Origin of the sequence: Microbulbifer pacificus (genome assembly GCF_033723955.1) — a bacterium.
GTDB lineage: Bacteria > Pseudomonadota > Gammaproteobacteria > Pseudomonadales > Cellvibrionaceae > Microbulbifer > Microbulbifer pacificus.
Window position 1 is genome coordinate 3,463,959 of sequence record NZ_CP137555.1, and the last position, 16,207, is coordinate 3,480,165.

At 60.5% G+C, this 16,207-nt stretch carries 14 protein-coding genes; 4 read left to right on the top strand and 10 right to left on the bottom strand.

Annotated elements, in window-relative coordinates:
• Window positions 1-182: 182 nt before the first annotated feature.
• From R5R33_RS14765 to leuS, 4 genes are all read right to left on the bottom strand, one after another.
• Window positions 183-1,844 (bottom strand): isovaleryl-CoA dehydrogenase, encoded by a 1,662-nt coding sequence (locus R5R33_RS14765; RefSeq protein WP_318953465.1) that lies wholly within the window; start codon window positions 1,842-1,844, stop codon window positions 183-185.
• 197 nt (window positions 1,845-2,041) lie between these two features.
• Window positions 2,042-3,046, bottom strand: a complete 1,005-nt coding sequence (gene holA / locus R5R33_RS14770; protein WP_318953466.1) for a DNA polymerase III subunit delta — start codon at window positions 3,044-3,046, stop codon at window positions 2,042-2,044.
• A gap of 15 nt (window positions 3,047-3,061) precedes the next feature.
• Entirely contained in the window at window positions 3,062-3,550 is a 489-nt protein-coding gene (locus R5R33_RS14775; protein ID WP_318953467.1) for an LPS-assembly lipoprotein LptE, read from the bottom strand.
• A gap of 244 nt (window positions 3,551-3,794) precedes the next feature.
• Window positions 3,795-6,392: a leucine--tRNA ligase gene (gene leuS, locus R5R33_RS14780; protein WP_318955745.1), complete on the bottom strand. Its 2,598-nt coding sequence runs from the start codon at window positions 6,390-6,392 to the stop codon at window positions 3,795-3,797.
• 102 nt (window positions 6,393-6,494) lie between these two features.
• On the opposite strand from leuS, the gene R5R33_RS14785 reads away from it, so the two are divergent.
• The 3 genes from R5R33_RS14785 (at window position 6,495) to R5R33_RS14795 (ending at window position 8,405) form a co-directional block, all read left to right on the top strand.
• Window positions 6,495-6,965, top strand: a complete 471-nt coding sequence (locus R5R33_RS14785; protein ID WP_318953468.1) for a zinc ribbon-containing protein — start codon at window positions 6,495-6,497, stop codon at window positions 6,963-6,965.
• 73 nt (window positions 6,966-7,038) lie between these two features.
• Window positions 7,039-7,821 (top strand): YdcF family protein, encoded by a 783-nt coding sequence (locus R5R33_RS14790; RefSeq protein WP_318953469.1) that lies wholly within the window; start codon window positions 7,039-7,041, stop codon window positions 7,819-7,821.
• Between the two features lie 197 nt (window positions 7,822-8,018).
• Window positions 8,019-8,405 carry a hypothetical protein gene (locus tag R5R33_RS14795; RefSeq protein ID WP_318953470.1) on the top strand — a complete coding sequence of 129 codons (387 nt, stop codon included), beginning with the start codon at window positions 8,019-8,021 and terminating at the stop codon, window positions 8,403-8,405.
• Between the two features lie 97 nt (window positions 8,406-8,502).
• Here the strand turns inward: R5R33_RS14795 and R5R33_RS14800 are convergent, their stop codons facing one another.
• From R5R33_RS14800 to miaB, 6 genes are all read right to left on the bottom strand, one after another.
• Window positions 8,503-9,435, bottom strand: a complete 933-nt coding sequence (locus R5R33_RS14800) for a TIGR01777 family oxidoreductase (protein ID WP_318953471.1) — start codon at window positions 9,433-9,435, stop codon at window positions 8,503-8,505.
• 285 nt (window positions 9,436-9,720) lie between these two features.
• Window positions 9,721-11,295, bottom strand: a complete 1,575-nt coding sequence (gene lnt, locus R5R33_RS14805; protein ID WP_318953472.1) for an apolipoprotein N-acyltransferase — start codon at window positions 11,293-11,295, stop codon at window positions 9,721-9,723.
• The gene (locus tag R5R33_RS14810; protein WP_318953473.1) at window positions 11,295-12,191 is read right to left on the bottom strand and encodes an HlyC/CorC family transporter; all 897 of its coding nucleotides are present in this window, start codon (window positions 12,189-12,191) and stop codon (window positions 11,295-11,297) included. Before R5R33_RS14810 ends, lnt begins: the two co-directional genes overlap by 1 nt.
• A gap of 8 nt (window positions 12,192-12,199) precedes the next feature.
• Window positions 12,200-12,760: an rRNA maturation RNase YbeY gene (gene ybeY, locus R5R33_RS14815; protein WP_318953474.1), complete on the bottom strand. Its 561-nt coding sequence runs from the start codon at window positions 12,758-12,760 to the stop codon at window positions 12,200-12,202.
• Window positions 12,761-12,770: 10 nt separating this feature from the next.
• Window positions 12,771-13,838: a PhoH family protein gene (locus R5R33_RS14820; protein WP_318953475.1), complete on the bottom strand. Its 1,068-nt coding sequence runs from the start codon at window positions 13,836-13,838 to the stop codon at window positions 12,771-12,773.
• Between the two features lie 164 nt (window positions 13,839-14,002).
• Complete coding sequence (gene miaB, locus R5R33_RS14825; RefSeq protein ID WP_318953476.1) at window positions 14,003-15,382, bottom strand: tRNA (N6-isopentenyl adenosine(37)-C2)-methylthiotransferase MiaB; 1,380 nt, start codon at window positions 15,380-15,382, stop codon at window positions 14,003-14,005.
• 187 nt (window positions 15,383-15,569) lie between these two features.
• On the opposite strand from miaB, the gene R5R33_RS14830 reads away from it, so the two are divergent.
• Complete coding sequence (locus R5R33_RS14830; RefSeq protein WP_199775600.1) at window positions 15,570-15,902, top strand: DUF1820 family protein; 333 nt, start codon at window positions 15,570-15,572, stop codon at window positions 15,900-15,902.
• Window positions 15,903-16,207 lie beyond the last annotated feature (305 nt).

The window sequence follows — 16,207 nt, forward strand, 5'->3', positions numbered from 1 at the left end:
GCAACCTTTGTCGCAATACGCATTCACAGCGGGGCTGTCCGCTGCGCTGAGCAGCGGCTTGGGAGGGTGGGGAACAGGTAGCAATGAGATGGGGCGGGAGCCCCGGGCCGTGAACGATCAGCGAATTAGAAACTGTCGTGAATCGCTGGCACAGCCGGGGTACGAATGAGATTTGCGCTGGGTTACGCGATGGTCAGCGGATTACCGCGCTCGATGATCGCTTTCACGTCCACACCTACCGGCAGGGTACCGGTATTACCGATACCCTGGGCACCCAGGCGCGAGGCAATGAAACCCTCGGCCACAGCACTGTTGCCGGTCTGCATCAACAGGTGGCTCTGCATGGTCAGCGCCAGCTGGTCGACGATATGCCGCGCGCGGTATTCGATATCGTCCATGCTCGCGAGCTGGTTTTTCAGTTGCGCGATTGCGCGGTCGTAGCGCAGGTCGCTGCCTTTGCTCCGCTCCAGTTCGTCGAACCAGTTATTGAGAACGGCCGGGGTTTTGGCGATTGCGCGCAGTACGTCGAGCGCCTGGATATTGCCGGAGCCTTCCCAGATGGCATTGATGGGGGCGTCACGGTAGAGGCGGGCGGTAATGAAGTTTTCGATCACGCCGTTGCCGCCTAGGCACTCCATGGCCTCGTAGGCGTGGTGCGGGGTGCGTTTGCAGATCCAGTATTTGCCCACCGCGGCGCCGAGGCGCATCAGCAGCTTTTCCCGCTCATCGTCGAGATGGTCGAAGGCGCGCGCCATGCGCATGGTCATTGCAACAGAGCCTTCCACTTCCAGTTGCAGGTCCGCGAGCACGTTCTGCATCAGCGGCTGATCGATCAGGGTCTTGCCGAACGCGCTGCGCTGGCTGGCGTGATAGATCGCCTGTACCACCGCCTGGCGCTGGCCGCCGCTGGAACCGATCATGCAGTCGAAGCGGGTGGTGGAGACCATTTCAATGATTGCCGGTACCCCGCGGCCTTCTTCGCCCACCAGCCAGCCGAGCGCGCCGCGCAGTTCGATTTCGGACGAGGCGTTGGAGACGTTGCCGGCCTTGCTTTTGAGGCGCTGTACCTGAATCGGGTTTTTCGTGCCGTCCGGTCGCCAGCGCGGTACCAGGAAACAGCTCAGCCCAACCTCGGTCTGCGCCAGCATCAGGAAGGCGTCGCACATGGGGGCGGAGGTAAACCACTTGTGGCCGACGAGCTCGTAGCTGCCATCGCCCAAAGGAGTGGCGGTGGTGGTATTGGCGCGCACGTCGGAGCCGCCCTGTTTTTCTGTCATGCCCATGCCGATGGTGAGCGCGGATTTTTCGGTGTGCGGGCGGTTGCTGGGATCGTAGCCGCGGTCGGTGATTTTCGGCAGCCACTCGTTCGCCAGCGCAGGCGTCAGGCTAATGGAGGGTACCGAGGCGAAGGTCATGGTCACCGGGCAACCGTGGCCGGATTCCACCTGGCAGTGCAGGTAATACTTGGCCGCGCGCACAACGTGGGCACCGGGCTTCGGGTCGGTCCAGGGCGCGGAGTGCAGGCCCTCGCTGAGGCCAAGTTGCATCAGCTGATGGTAGGCAGGGTGGTAGTTGACCTGGTCGATGCGGTTGCCCACGCGGTCGTGGGGTTCGAATTCGGGTTTGTAGTGATTGGCCTGAAAGCCGCGCTCGATCCACTCGGGGCGACCGCAGATCTCGCCGTAGCGCTGCAGGTCTTCTTCGCCCCAGTGGCCGCCGTTACGTGTGACAGCTTCTCGGAGTGCGGTATCACCAGCGTAGAGATTGTGGCCCTGCAGGGGCATTGGCTGGTTGAGCACGGTATGGGTGTTGGCGAAGTCGGAAAGCGCTTTTTTATCTGTCATGGATATTGGTCCGTGCCGTTATTCTGGTACTGATGGGGCAAGCTTAGCCACCCCAGTTGGCAATGCCGAATATCCTAGAGGTTTGTGCCGTTGGAGGCTTGTCTACGGGCGCCCGATTGATTGTCTAGTTGTGCCAAATTGACAGAAGTGCAATGCAGGAGCGGTGAGTCGCTTCCTGCATCGACCGTGGTGGCGGGCTAAATACTGCGCTTGCCGGAGAGATTCAGGGTCAGCTCCAGCAGTCCTGCCCAGGGGTCCATTTCCTTGCCGCCCTTGATGGCGTTGTCCACCGCGCGGGCGCGCAGCAGGAAGTTTTCCAGCTGGCGTGGGCGCAGGCGTTGGCACGCAGCCTGGATCAACGGCTGGCGCTTCTGGATACGCACCAGGCGGTTGATCGGCTGGCCCTGATCCAGCTTCTGCTGGGTTTCCAGCAAGGTGCGGATTTCCCGCGCTATGGCCCACAGCACCACAGCGGCTTCCACACCTTCCGCGCGCAGGCCCTGGAGTGTGCGCACGGCGCCGGCCGCATCGGCGGCCAGCGCCTTGTCGATCAGGCCGAATACGTCGTAGCGGGCAGAGCTGGCGACGGCGTTGTTCATGATATCGGCGGTGATGATGCTGTCCTGTGCCAGCAGTTTCAGCTTTTCAATTTCCTGGCTGGCGGCGAGCAGGTTGCCCTCGACGCGCTCGGCGAGAATCTGGATGGCTTCCGGCTCGGCTTCGAGGCCGGCGGCGCGCAGGCGCTCATGTATCCAGCGCGGCATTTCCGTGGCGTCCACGGGCCAGATCTGGATGAGTACGCCGCGTTCTTCCAGTGCCTTGACCCACTTGCTGTTGAGCTGGGCGCGGTCGAGTCGTGGTAGCACCAGTAACAGCAGGGTGTCGTCGGCCCCCATGCTGGCGAATTCCTGCAGCGCTTTGCTGCCCTTGTCGCCGGGCTTGCCGCCGGGCAGGCGCAGTTCGATGATTTTTTTATCGGCGAACAGGGAGAGGCTGCCGGCGGCGGAGAGCAGTTGTCCCCAGTCGAAGTTGTGTTCGCCGTGCAGCAGGTCGCGTTCAAAGAAGCCGTGTTTGCGCGCGGCGTCGCGGATGCTGTCGCAGCACTCCTGTACCAGTAGCGGTTCGTCGCCGGTGACGACGTAAATGGGGGCTATGCCCTGGCGCAGGTTTTGGCTTAGTTGCCTGGGGGTTATGCGAGCCATGTTGGTCCCTTGCCCTTAAGGGGTGGCGGGGTTGTCGGTGACGGGCGCGCTGATGTCCAGGCGGCGAATGCGGTCGATGATGCGGCTGATGAGTTCGCGGCGCATCTCTTCCCGCTGCAGGCGTTCTTCTTCGCCTTTACTGACGACTTCGTTGTCGTCCCATTCCAGGGTGCGGTAGACGTCGGCTTTGGCGTTGGTGAGCAGGTCGCGACCTGTATTGTCACGCACGCTGTATTCGGCGCTGGTGATGAGTTCATACTCTGAAGCGCGGCCTTTGGCATCCACAGAGACGGTGCGTTTCTGTTCGATTTCTTTGTGGATGGTGAGGGTGAAGTCAGCTTCGACCGGGGTTTCTGCCAGGGGCAGGCCGCTGGTTTGCAGCAGGCGGGTGATGCTCTCGGCGAGTTCGCTTCTGGGATCTTCGGTGGTGATGTAGAGCTTGCTTCCGGGTGGGAAGTTTTTCGGTGCGCCGCGGAGGTGCCAGCCACAGGCTGAGATTGTCACGGCCAGGATTAAGGTCAGTGTGCGAAGCGTGGTTGTTTTCATCGAGGTCCGTTGGGTTCTTTATTAATTCCGGTGGCGGCAAAGCACCGGGTAAGGGTTTTTGAAACCGCTGTGAATACATCCCTGTACGCTGCGTCGGCAACATCCCTGTTGCCGACGCTTTCAAAAACCCTTACCCGGCACTTTGCCTTCGCATCACGGTTTTATGCTTCGTAAGCCTGAGCGTTGAACTCGGGCCCTTTATTCAATTGGCTACAACGTTGACCAGTTTGCCGGGAACAACAATCACCTTGCGCACGGTGAGACCGTCGGTGAATTTCACGACGTTTTCGTCTTCCAGCGCCATTTTTTCCAGGGTCGCCTTGTCGGTGTCCGCGGCCACTTCGAGCTTCGCGCGCAGTTTGCCGTTCACCTGTACCACCAGGGTGATGGTGGAGCGCACCAGGGCTTTTTCGTCCACTTGCGGCCACTGGGTGTCGACCAGCTCGCTGCCATTGCCCAGCAGCTTCCACAGTTCGTGGCAGATGTGCGGGGTGACCGGGGCGAGCAGCATCACTGCCGCCTGCAGGGCTTCGCGTTCTACGGCGAGACCGTTGGCAGAATCTCTTTCCGCCACCTTGCCTACTTCGTTCAGCAGTTCCATGACCGCGGCGACGGCGGTGTTGAAGGTCTGGCGGCGGCCGTAGTCGTCGCTGACTTTCTGGATGGTCTCGTGGGTTTTGCGGCGCAGTTGCTGCTGCTTGTCGCTGAGGTTGTTTACGTCGATCTCTGCGCTGCCGTCGCCGGCTTCCAGATGGCCGTGTACGGTCTTCCACAGTTTGCGCAGGAAGCGGCTGGCGCCTTCCACACCGGAGTCGTGCCACTCGAGGGTCTGCTCGGGCGGCGCGGCGAACATGGTGAACAGGCGCACGGTGTCGGCACCGTATTCCTGTACCGCGGCGTGCGGGTCGATGCCGTTGTTCTTGGACTTGGACATTTTCACCACGCCGCCGGCAACCACTTCTTCTCCGGTGGCGCGCTCGATGGCCTTGATCGGTTTGCCCTTGTCGTCGCGCTCGACGTCCACGGCGGTGGGGGCGATCCAGGTTTTGTGGCCGTCGACTTCCTTGTAGAAGGATTCGGCCAGCACCATGCCCTGGCACAGCAGGCGTTTGAAGGGCTCGTCGCTCTTCACCAGGCCTTCGTCGCGCATCAGCTTGTGGAAGAAACGCGCGTACAGCAGGTGCAGGATGGCGTGTTCGATACCGCCTACATACTGGTCTACCGGCAGCCAGTAGTTGGCGCGCTCCGGGTCGAGCATGCCTTCCTCGAAGTCGGGGCAGGTGTAGCGGGCGTAGTACCAGCTGGATTCCATGAAAGTGTCGAAGGTGTCGGTTTCACGCTCTACCGCTTCGCCGTTGTATTCGTCTTTGCGCCACTCGCTGTCGGCCTTGATCGGCGAGGTGACGCCGTCCAGCTCCACATCTTCCGGCAGCAGGATCGGCAGCTTCTCCGCGGGTACCGGGATTTCGGTGCCGTCGGCCAGGTTGAACATGGGGATGGGCGCACCCCAGTAGCGCTGACGGGATACACCCCAGTCGCGCAGGCGGTAGTTGGTGGTGACGCGGCCCTTGCCGGCGGCCTCTAAACCGTCGGCGATCGCGTTGAACGCGGCGTCAAAGTCGAGACCGTCGAAGCCGCCGGAATTGACCAGCACGCCCTTGTCGGTAAAGGCTTCCTTGTCCAGGTCGAGGGGTTCATTGCCCGCGGGCGCGATAACCTGCTTGATCGGCAGGTCGTACTTTTTGGCAAATTCCCAGTCGCGCTGGTCGTGGGCGGGCACCGCCATGACGGCACCGGAGCCGTAATCCATCAGCACGTAGTTAGCGACCCACACCGGAACTTCTTCGCCGGTGAGCGGGTGGATGGCCACAATGCCGGTGTCCATGCCTTTCTTCTCCATGGTGGCCATATCGGCCTCGGCCATGGACTGCTTTTTGCACTCGGCAATGAAGGTTTTCAGCTCGGGGTTGGACTCGGCGAGTTCCAGCGCGATCGGGTGCTCTGCCGCCAGGGACACATAGGTCACGCCCATCAAGGTGTCCGGACGGGTGGTGTACACGTCGAAGTGATCGACGCCGGCGATGGTCTTCGGCAGCGCGAACGCGAGCTCGACGCCCTTGCTCTTGCCGATCCAGTTGCGCTGCATGGTGCGCACCTGCTCCGGCCAGTCGGGGAGCTGGTCGAGGTCTTTCAGCAGTTCTTCGGCGTAGTCGGTGATCTTGATAAACCACTGCGCCAGTTCGCGGCGCTCCACGGTGGTGCCGCAGCGCCAGCAGCAGCCGTCTTCTACCTGCTCGTTGGCGAGTACGGTGGCGTCGTGGGGACACCAGTTCACCGCGGAGTTTTTCTTGTACACCAGGCCTTTCTTGTACAGGCGGGTGAAGAACCACTGCTCCCAGCGGTAGTAGGAGGGCTTGCAGGTCGCCAGCTCGCGGGACCAGTCAAAGCCGAAGCCCAGCGCTTTCAGCTGGCCTTTCATGTAATCGATATTGGAGTAGGTCCACTTGGCCGGAGCGGTCTTGTTCTGGATCGCGGCGTTTTCCGCCGGCAGACCGAAGGCGTCCCAGCCCATGGGGTGCAGTACATTCTTGCCCTGCATGCGCTGGTAGCGGGAGATCACGTCGGTGATGGTGTAATTGCGCACATGCCCCATGTGCAGCTTGCCGCTGGGGTAGGGGAACATCGACAGGCAGTAGAACTTTTCCTTGCTGTGGTCTTCCTTCACCTCGAAGCTTTTATTGTCCTCCCAGTGGGCCTGGGCGGCGGCTTCGACTGCTGAGGGGTTGTACTGCTCTTCCATCTGTGGGGAACCTATACTCTGTGACTCGATCAATTGGGATATTCCGGCCGTGGACGGCCCGGGCCTTTCGGCCAGAAAACGGCGAATTATAGGAGGGATGGGGTGAGTAAGAAACCTGTAGCTGGCAAACCGGATCTGCCATCGGAAGACGGGGACCTGTCGGCAGAGTTGCGCCGCGACCTGGAGAAACTGGTGGAAGGCGAATTGGCGGTGGAAGAGCTCAGTGCCAGCAAGGCCGCTTTCCTGCGCGCCTGGCTCAAGGACGACGCGCACCGCGCGGAAGATTATCTGCGGGATCTCGGCGGCGAGCTGAAAACCCTGGAAGAGCGCACCGGTGACTGGATGTTGGAGGCCGCCGACCCCACCAAATCCGCCTGGCCGGCGCTGATGTACTGTATCCGCCGCGGCGAACCCTGGGCACTGGCCGGGGAAACAGTGGGAGAGGGGGAGGAACTGCAGTGCATCGGCTGCGGCTACCGCGCACTGCCGCAGGCCGGAAGTCAGATTACCCCCTGCCACCGCTGCGGCTATGGCTGTTTCCGCCAGATCAGTGGCGGTCTCACCTCGGAGTAACAAACCCCGGAATCGCGGCCGGCCGAGATCGCCCGCAAGCACACAAAAAAGAAAATGGAGTCACTCCGGTCAGATGGAACTGCAGACTGCCCTTACCACCCTGATCATGCCGCCGTTCGCCCCACTGGTGGGGCTATTATTGGCATTTATCTTCTGGTTTTTCCCCGCTTCAACCCCTGTAGCCAAGCTATCATTGCCCCTGGCTGTTCTGTGCTTCCTCACCTTGTGGATCTGTGCGACCCCGGCTTTCTCCGGCTGGTTGGGGCAGCGTCTTGTGCACCAGCAGCCGGCGACACCTGCCGTCGAACCGGGCGCGGTGGTGATTCTGGGCGGTGGCCGCTATCGCGACGACGGCGCCGGAACCGAGCGGCTCTCCGCCATCAGTCTGGAGCGTGTGGCCTGGGCGGTTGCGCAGGCACCGGCGGCTTTGCCGGTATTGGTCACTGGTGGTCGGGTATATGCGGAAGAGAAGGTGTCGGAGTCGGACCTGATGGCCGATGCCCTGGAAAAACTGTTCCAGCGCTCGGTGACATGGCGCGAGAATTGCAGCCGCAACACAGCCGAGAATGCCGCGAATTCGGCGGCACTTTTGCACGATTCCGGAGTCGAAAGCGTACTCCTGGTAACTCACTGGTGGCACATGCCCCGCGCGGCGGAAAGCTTCGCCCGTGCCGGGCTCCAGGTTCGACCGCTGCCGGTAGGCAGTCCGGGAGAGCTGTTACCCAGAGGCGGGAGCGGCCTGTTGCGCTGGCTCCCCAGTGCGGCGGCGCTGTTGCGCAGCCAGGTGTACTGGCGAGAACTGCTCGGTGACCAGTGGTATCGCTGGCGAGCGCTGCCGGCGAAGCGCAATTGCTGACTGGACGGGTCCAGAGGTTCCGGATCCGTGCTTGATACGACTGCAACGAATAACTAGTATGGGCGCCCTGATCAAAGGTTTCGTTTGAAACTATCCGGGCGCCGCAAGGACCAGGCTATATGCCGGAAGGATCAGGAGTGAACCTCAGATGGCCGAATTGCACGAAATAACAAGATAAAAAACGAGGTAACGTTCACATGACGGGTATTCCATCTTCCCTTTCCCCTATTCAGTTACACAATCGCCTGAACCGTCCGGTGTGGATCGGATTCAAGCTGACTCGACGTGGCAAGCGCCAGCTGGTCCTGCTGTCTGCTGGCAGTGAAAGCGGTGCTCAGCTGAGCAAGAACTTCGAAACCTTCGTCGGGCAGATCGTGCGCGAATTCAAACTGGACCCGAAGCAGACGGATTTCATCGAGTTGCGGCAGGAACCGCTCAAGGAAGGACAGGCTAACAGCTGGTTCCGCTGGCACGCCCACTGGGTGGGGTCGGCGCCGATGGAATGTAAGGTCGACCCGGTTACCTCGGAAGCGGCACGCTCCTACCTGGAAGACGTGCTGGTTCGCAGCAGCGCAGCAGCCTAGCCTGAATTGCCCAAAATGAGATTCAACTGAGCCCGCCTTGCGCGGGCTCGGTGCTTTTTGGATCTCGGGAACTGGTGGGATTATGCGGAGCTGGTGCTCAGCGTGGGCGCGAGGATACGTGTGCCCCACCTTTATTGCTGACCGGGCCGAGCAGATCGGCGAAGGCCTTTTCCAGGGTGGGAAACTGGAAACTGTAGCCGCTGTCCAGTGCGGTGCGGGGCTCCATTCTCTGGCTGGCCAGCAACAGTTCAGTGGCCATTTCCCCGAAGATCAGCTTCAGTATCCACGCCGGTGTACGCAGCAAGCTGGGGCGGTGGAGCTGCTTCGCCAGCAGACGGGAAAAACTGTTGTTGGTCACCGGTTCTGGCGCGCACGCGTTAAAGGGCACGCAGAGCTGCCGGTCGATGGCGTGCAACATCAGGCCGACAATATCTTCCTCGTGAATCCAGCTCATCCAGTGTTCACCGCTGCCCATGGGGCCGCCAACGCCCAGACGGAAGGCTGGCAGCATCTCTGGCAGGGCACCGCCGCGGGTGGAGAGTACGATGGCGGTGCGCATGATGCCCACGCATATCCCTGCCCGCTGCAGGGGTAGGGTGGCCGTTTCCCAGTCGCGGCAGAGTTCCGCGGCAAAGCCGCCGCCGGGGCCACTGGATTCCTTCAGCAGGTCGCCGCCACGGTCACCGTAATAGCCCACGGCGGAGCCGGACAACACGTATTTGGGGCGCTGGGGGAGCGAGAGTATCCACTGTGCCAGGCGCGCAGTGGTTTCCACGCGCGAGCGGCGTATTTCCTGCTTGCGGGCATCGTTCCAGCGCTGGGCGATGGTCTCTCCCGCCAGGTTCACCACCACATCCACCGGTGCCTGAAGCTGTTGCAGGTCGCGCACACCTACGGCGGTTTCACCGCAGAGCCTGCGCACTTTGTCCGGATCGCGGCTTAAAACCGTAACGCTGTGGCCGCGCGCCAGCCATTGCGCGCAAAAAAGACGGCCGATCAGTCCCGTGCCGCCAGTGATTAAACAATGCATAAATGTGGCATCCGTGCCGCACATTGTCAGGGTGTGCAGAAAATTAGGTATCCGGTTGCGAGTTGGTCGCGCTTCCTGCGCTAGGCCCCGCAATGATTGCAGTCAGTGAATATCACCGGCCCGCAAATATCACAGGATAATAGCAGCCGCATTTACCGGTGCGGTGATATTCCGCGGATTCGCTGCATCGGAGGTGAAAGCAGGCGGCAAGCCGGAGCAAAGGGCGCCCCGGATTGTGCACTAATCGTTAGGAAAGCGTTCCTCTACGCGCATTTGTCGCGCAACTCAGTCCGCAATTTCGCGAGCGAAGACCGCTTCGGTGGTGGTGGCCGGGCGGCGTTGTAGCAGGGCGGCGGCGGCCAGCATCAGTGCGGCCAGAGCTACCAGTGCCCATACACCGATCACCATAAAGGGGGTAAATCCGCTGCGCGCCTCGACTTTGCCGATCAGGGTCGCCTGCTCAAACTGTGGCAGTTGCTCGAGAATGTGGCCATTGGGCGCAACGATGGCGGTCACACCGGTGTTGGTGCCCCGCACAAGGTAGCGCCCGGTTTCCAGTGCGCGCATCTGTGCCATCTGCATGTGCTGTAACGGGCCGATGGATCGGCCAAACCAGGCGTCGTTGCTCAGTGTCAGCAGTACCTGCGCCTCCCCACTGCTTTTTGCCACCAGTTGCGGATAGACGATCTCGTAACAAATGAGCGGCGCCCAGTGCAGGCTGCCCGCGCGCAGTGGTTGCTGCCCCTCCGGGCCGGGGCGAATAAATGAGGTGGGCAGGTTGAAGAATTCAATCGTGCCGCGAATCCAGTCTTCCAGCGGTACATATTCCCCAAAGGGCACAAGATGGCGCTTGTGGTAGAGCTGCTGCTCGCTGCCGAATACCGCTGCCGAATTGTGCACCACGCGGCGGAGATCCTGTTCGGTGTCGTAGAGGATGCCGGTGATGAGATCGGTTTCGGTATTTACCGCGTTGTCCTGCAGAGCCTGCATCAGATTCGGTGCGTGGTGATAGAGCAGCGGCAGCGCGGCTTCCGGCCAGATCACCACATCCACACCCTGCCGCTCGAGATTTTCCGTCGCGGACTGGTAGCGCCTGATGGTCTCGCCGCGAAATTCCGGCAGCCACTTTTTCTCCTGCGGAATATTCGCCTGCACCAACCCTACAGTCACCGCGCGGTCATCGGCCTGGGTCCACTCGATGTGACTGAGCAGCAGGCCCGCGGGCCACAGCAGCAGCGCCGCCATGACCAGGGAAATGGCACTGGCGGATTTCCAGGACTCGAAAGCGCGACGTGCGAGTAGCGCGCAAACTGCCGCGGAAAAGGCCAGCAGCAGGCCGATACCGTAAACGCTCAGTACCGGCGCCCAGCCCGCAAGCCAGGTGTGGATATGTCCGTATCCGGCAAACAGCCAGGGAAAGCCGGTGAACATCCAGGTGCGGAGCCACTCGCTCACAAACCAGAGTGCCGCAAACGCCAGCGCGAAGGACGCCGGGCGCGCGCGAAAGCGGCTGAGCAACATAAACGGCAGCGCAAACACCACTGCCAAAATGGCAACAAAGCCACCGGTGAGAATAACCCCGAGCAGCGGTGATGAATTACCGAAATCCGTGATGGAAACGTACACCCAGGAGGCGCCGGTACTGAACAGGCCGAATCCGTAACACAGCGCCAGCCAGTACGTCCCTTTGCCGGTTAATTGCGCAGTACCGCGGCCGGGCGCCAGCAGCCAGGCGAACAGCCCCAGGGAGAGCAGGCTGCACCACCAGTAATTAAACGGGGCAAAGGAAAGCGTCAGCAGGCCGCCTGCAATCAGGGCGGCCAGTGAGGGCAGGGCCAGTGAAGTCAGGTATTTGGGCATCAGCCATCTTCTTCGGTGGGCTTGTCGGAACGACTTACCCGCAGCAGGTGAATCTGTCGGTTATCGGCGTAGAGCACGCGGAAGCGGAATTCTCCGAGCCTGGTGGTTTCATCGCGTCCCGGCAGATGGCCGAAGGACTGCATCACCAGGCCACCGATGGTATCGAACTCTTCATCGCTGAACTCGCAATCGAAGTATTCGTTGAAGTCCTCGATCAGGGTGAGCGCTTTCACCACGTAATCGTTATCGCTCACCTTGCGGATGAAGCTGTCTTCCTCATCCTCATCGGTCTCGTCTTCGATATCGCCGACGATCTCCTCGAGAATGTCTTCAATGGTTATTACACCGGAAACGCCACCATACTCGTCGATTACCACCGCCATGTGATAGCGGTTCTCACGGAACTCCCGCAGCAGGATATTCAGGCGCTTGCTTTCGGGAATAATGCTGGCGGGGCGGATGATGTCTTCCAGGCGGAATTCGTCCACGCCTTTCAGTACCAGCGGCAGCAGGTCTTTGGCCAGCAGGATGCCGCGGATGTCGTCGATGCTTTCACCCACCACCGGGAAACGGGAGTGGCCGGATTCGATGATCTTCGGCAGGAAGTCTTTGGGGCAGTCCTGAATACTGACCACCACCATCTGCGAGCGGGGGATCATGATTTCCCGCACCTGCTGGCTGGATACGTCCAGCGCACCTTCGATGATGGAGAGCGCTTCCGGATCAACCACCTTGTTCTCGGCGGCGTCCTTGATGATGCTCAGCAGCTCATCGCGGGACTTGGGTTCATGTGAGAAGGCACCCAGTATTTTCTCCAACCAGTTTTTCTCCCCCGATCGGGGGCGGTTGGAAGAGGAGCTACTTGGGGGTTCGTCGGTGGTCATGGAAGTGGCCATACTCCGCGTTACTCGTCGGTTCCGTCTGAAATTTTTTCTGCCTGCGCGCCTTGCGCTGGCTCAATATTGGGTGTCTCTATTGCGGTATAGGGATCGTCAAATCCCAGCTGCGCCAGAATGCGGGTTTCGAGATTTTCCATGATCTCGGCCTCATCGTCCTCGATATGGTCGTAACCCAGGAGGTGTAGTGTGCCATGGACGACCATATGCGCCCAGTGCGCGCTCAGGGCTTTGTGCTGCTGTTCCGCTTCAAGGACCACTACCGGAGCGCAAATCACCAGGTCGCCAAGCAGCGGCAGACCCAGTTCCTCGGGGATATCCGCCGGGAACGAAAGCACATTGGTCGGTTTGTCCTTGCCGCGGTACTGGCTGTTGAGCGCCTGGCTTTCGTCTTCATCGACAATGCGCAGGGAGATTTCAGCCTCGGGGCGATGGATACCCACCGCGGCGGCGGCCCAGCGCGCGAGATCGTCATCGCAGGGCAGGTCTGGTTGGCTGGTGGCCCGCTGAACGTCGACAAATACATCAGCGGGCACCAGCGGCGAGGATTCGGATTGGTTCTTGTTCATGGGCGTTGCGTTAAGCCGCATCTTCTCCGGCTGCGCGCAGGGCTCTGCGGGCTTCGCGCTCCGCCTGCTGCTTCGCTTCCACTTCCGCTTCGTGCACGTCGTAGGCTTCCACGATGCGCTGGACCAGCGGGTGACGCACGACGTCTTTGGCGCCGAAGTGGGTAAAGCTGATGCCGTTGACGTTATCCAGTACCTCGATGGCGTGACGCAGACCAGAAGCTGCACCGCGGGGCAGGTCGATCTGGCTGGGGTCGCCGGTAATGACCGCAGTGGAGCCGAATCCGATGCGGGTCAGGAACATTTTCATCTGTTCGCGGGTGGTGTTCTGGCTCTCGTCGAGGATAACGAAGGCGTTGTTCAGGGTGCGCCCGCGCATATAGGCCAGCGGCGCCACTTCGATCACGTTGCGCTCGATGAGTTTGCCCACGGTTTCAAAACCGAGCATTTCATAGAGTGCGTCGTAGAGAGGGCGCAAATAGGGGTCTACTTTCTGGCTCAGGTCGCCAGGCAGGAACCCGAGCTTTTCTCCCGCTTCCACCGCAGGGCGGACCAGCAGGATGCGCTCGACGGAATCTTTCAGCAGGGCCTCTACCGCGCAGGCAACGGCGAGGTAGGTTTTACCGGTACCGGCGGGGCCGACGCCGAAGTTGATATCGTGGGTCTGCACGGCGCGCACATATTTGCGCTGGTTTACCCCTCGCGGACGCACACTGCACTTCTTGGTGCGGATCAGGACCACCTGATCCCCTTCGCCTTCCGCAACGCTTTGCCGGGCGTCCACCAGCTCTTCGACACCCGACTGCTGCAGGGCGAGGTGAATCTCGTCCGGGGTCAGGCTGTCCTTTGCCCCGGTTTCCCGGTACAGGTTGCTCAGGATCTCGCCGGCGGCGCGGGCGGACCTGGCATCGCCGTAAATGGCAAACTGATTGCCGCGATTGCGGATTTCGATATCCAATCGCTGTTCAATCTGGCGCAGGTGTTGATCGAATTGGCCACAGAGATTGGCCAGGCGGCGGGCGTCGTTGGGCTCAAGGGTGATGCTGTGAGCGAGGGCTTGTGTTTCCAAATTGGTTTCCATGCACCTTTCGTCTATGGGTTCTGACTGTAGGTTATACCCATTTCGCCAATATAGGAAAGGCTGGATTGTGACGATTGGGTTCTAACCAGTCTCACGGCTTATAACAGCGGAGTATGACCGTTCGGGGTTCCTGTCCGAACGGTCACTGCCCGATCATTGCGAGACTAGACCAGAGGCCCTTCCAGTTCGGAGGCTACCAGGGTTCCGCGCAGGGAGTTCGGCAGCGCTTCCTCGATCAGCACATCGGCGAACTTGCCGATCAGTTCCAGCTGATCGCAGCGGAAATTGACCACGCGGTTGTTTTCGGTGCGGCCCTGCAACTGTCCCGGGTCTTTCTTGGAAACGCCGCTCACCAGTACCCGCTCCACATTGCCTACCATGCGGCGCGCGATCTCCGCGGCCTGCTGGTTGATACGGTGCTGCAGCAGTTGCAGGCGCTGCTTTTTCAGCTCTTCCGGGGTGTCGTCCGGCAGGTCTGCGGCCGGGGTGCCCGGGCGGGGGGAATAGATGAAGCTGAAGGACAGGTCGAAACCCACATCCTGGATCAGTTTCATGGTGGCTTCGAAGTCTTTTTCGGTCTCCCCGGGGAAGCCGACAATAAAGTCGGAAGACAGGCAGATATCCGGGCGGATGGCCTTGAGGCGGCGGATCTTCGACTTGTATTCCAGCGCCGTGTGGCCGCGCTTCATCGCCATCAGGATGCGGTCGGAACCGCTCTGTACCGGCAGGTGCAGGTGGTTCACCAGTTCCGGTACTTCCGCATAGACGTCGATCAGCGCATCGGAAAACTCCACCGGGTGTGAGGTGGTGTAGCGGATGCGGTCGATACCGTCGATGGCGGCTACATAGGTGATCAGCTCGGCGAAATCGACCATCTGGCCATCTTCGCCCGCCGCGCGGTAGGCGTTCACGTTCTGGCCCAGCAGGTTCACTTCGCGCACACCCTGTGCGGCCAGGTGTGCCACTTCTTCCAGCACGTCTGCCACCGGGCGGCTCACTTCCTCACCGCGGGTGTAGGGCACCACACAGAAGGTGCAGTATTTGGAACAGCCTTCCATGATGGAGACGAACGCGCTCACGCCGTCGGCCTCCGGTTGCGGCAGGCGGTCGAACTTCTCGATTTCCGGGAAGGAAACGTCCACCACAATGGCCCCGTTCTGCTGTTTGCGGGTTTCCATCATCTCCGGCAGGCGGTGCAGGGTCTGGGGGCCGAATACCAGGTCGACGTAGGGCGCGCGCTTGGCGATGGCCTCTCCTTCCTGACTGGCCACGCAGCCGCCCACGCCGATCACCAGATCGGGATTCTTTTCCTTGAGGTGCTTCCAGCGGCCCAGCTGGTGGAATAATTTTTCCTGTGCTTTCTCACGGATAGAACAGGTGTTCACCAGCAGCACATCTGCCTCTTCCGGATCATCCGTGGGCACCATCTGGTGGGATTCGCCCAGCAGGTCCCGCATGCGCGCAGAATCGTATTCGTTCATCTGGCAGCCATGGGTTTTGATGAAGAGCTTTTTCACCGGTTTTTCGGACGGTTGAGAAGACATAATACGCCTGGTTAAAAACTGGTCAGTTCAAAAGGTGGGGCATTATACCGGCCGCTCTGGGGGCTGCATAGACGGGGGCTGGTTACAGTGATAATCTTCCGCGCTTTTTCGGGGGCAGCTCGCCCCGGAACTCGCTCCGGATCTTGCCCGACACTAGAATTCAGCGGGCGCTCTATCAGAGATTTTCATGGCCAACCCAATCTACAAAGTTATTTTTCTCAACCAGAACCAGGTGTTCGAGCTCTACGCCCGCGCCATCTATCAGAGCGAGATGTATGGCTTTATCGAGGTCGAAGAGTTTGTGTTCGGGGAAAAGTCACAACTGGTTGTGGACCCCAGTGAGGAAAAGCTGAAGAACGAATTTGCTTCAGTGAAGCGCTCCTACATTCCCCTGCACAGTATTGTGCGTATCGACGAAGTGGAAAAAGAAGGTGTGGGCAAGGTACACGAAGTGAAAGGGGACAAGATCGCCCACTTCCCGTTCCCCACCCCGCTGCGTCCCCCGGTCGACTCAGAGTGACCGACCGGCGAGTCTTTACTTGCAGGAATCCAAAAAACGGGCCTTGATGGCCCGTTTTTTTTGGGCTTTATTTTGCCCCCATTTCCGGGCGCTGCGCCGGATCCCTCGCAGTCGGTTTAGTCCTGCGACAGATAATGGAATTTCTGGCGCGGGGATTTGCTTTTTGGCAACGGTTTATCGAAATGGCGCTGACGACAACCGGCGGCCATCTATTCTGAGAAAAGGAAAACGCGCACCGTCCGTCCGCGATCCGGGTTTTGAATCCGGGCGTGAGACCGGCGCTGCAATTTCCGAAACCTAAAATG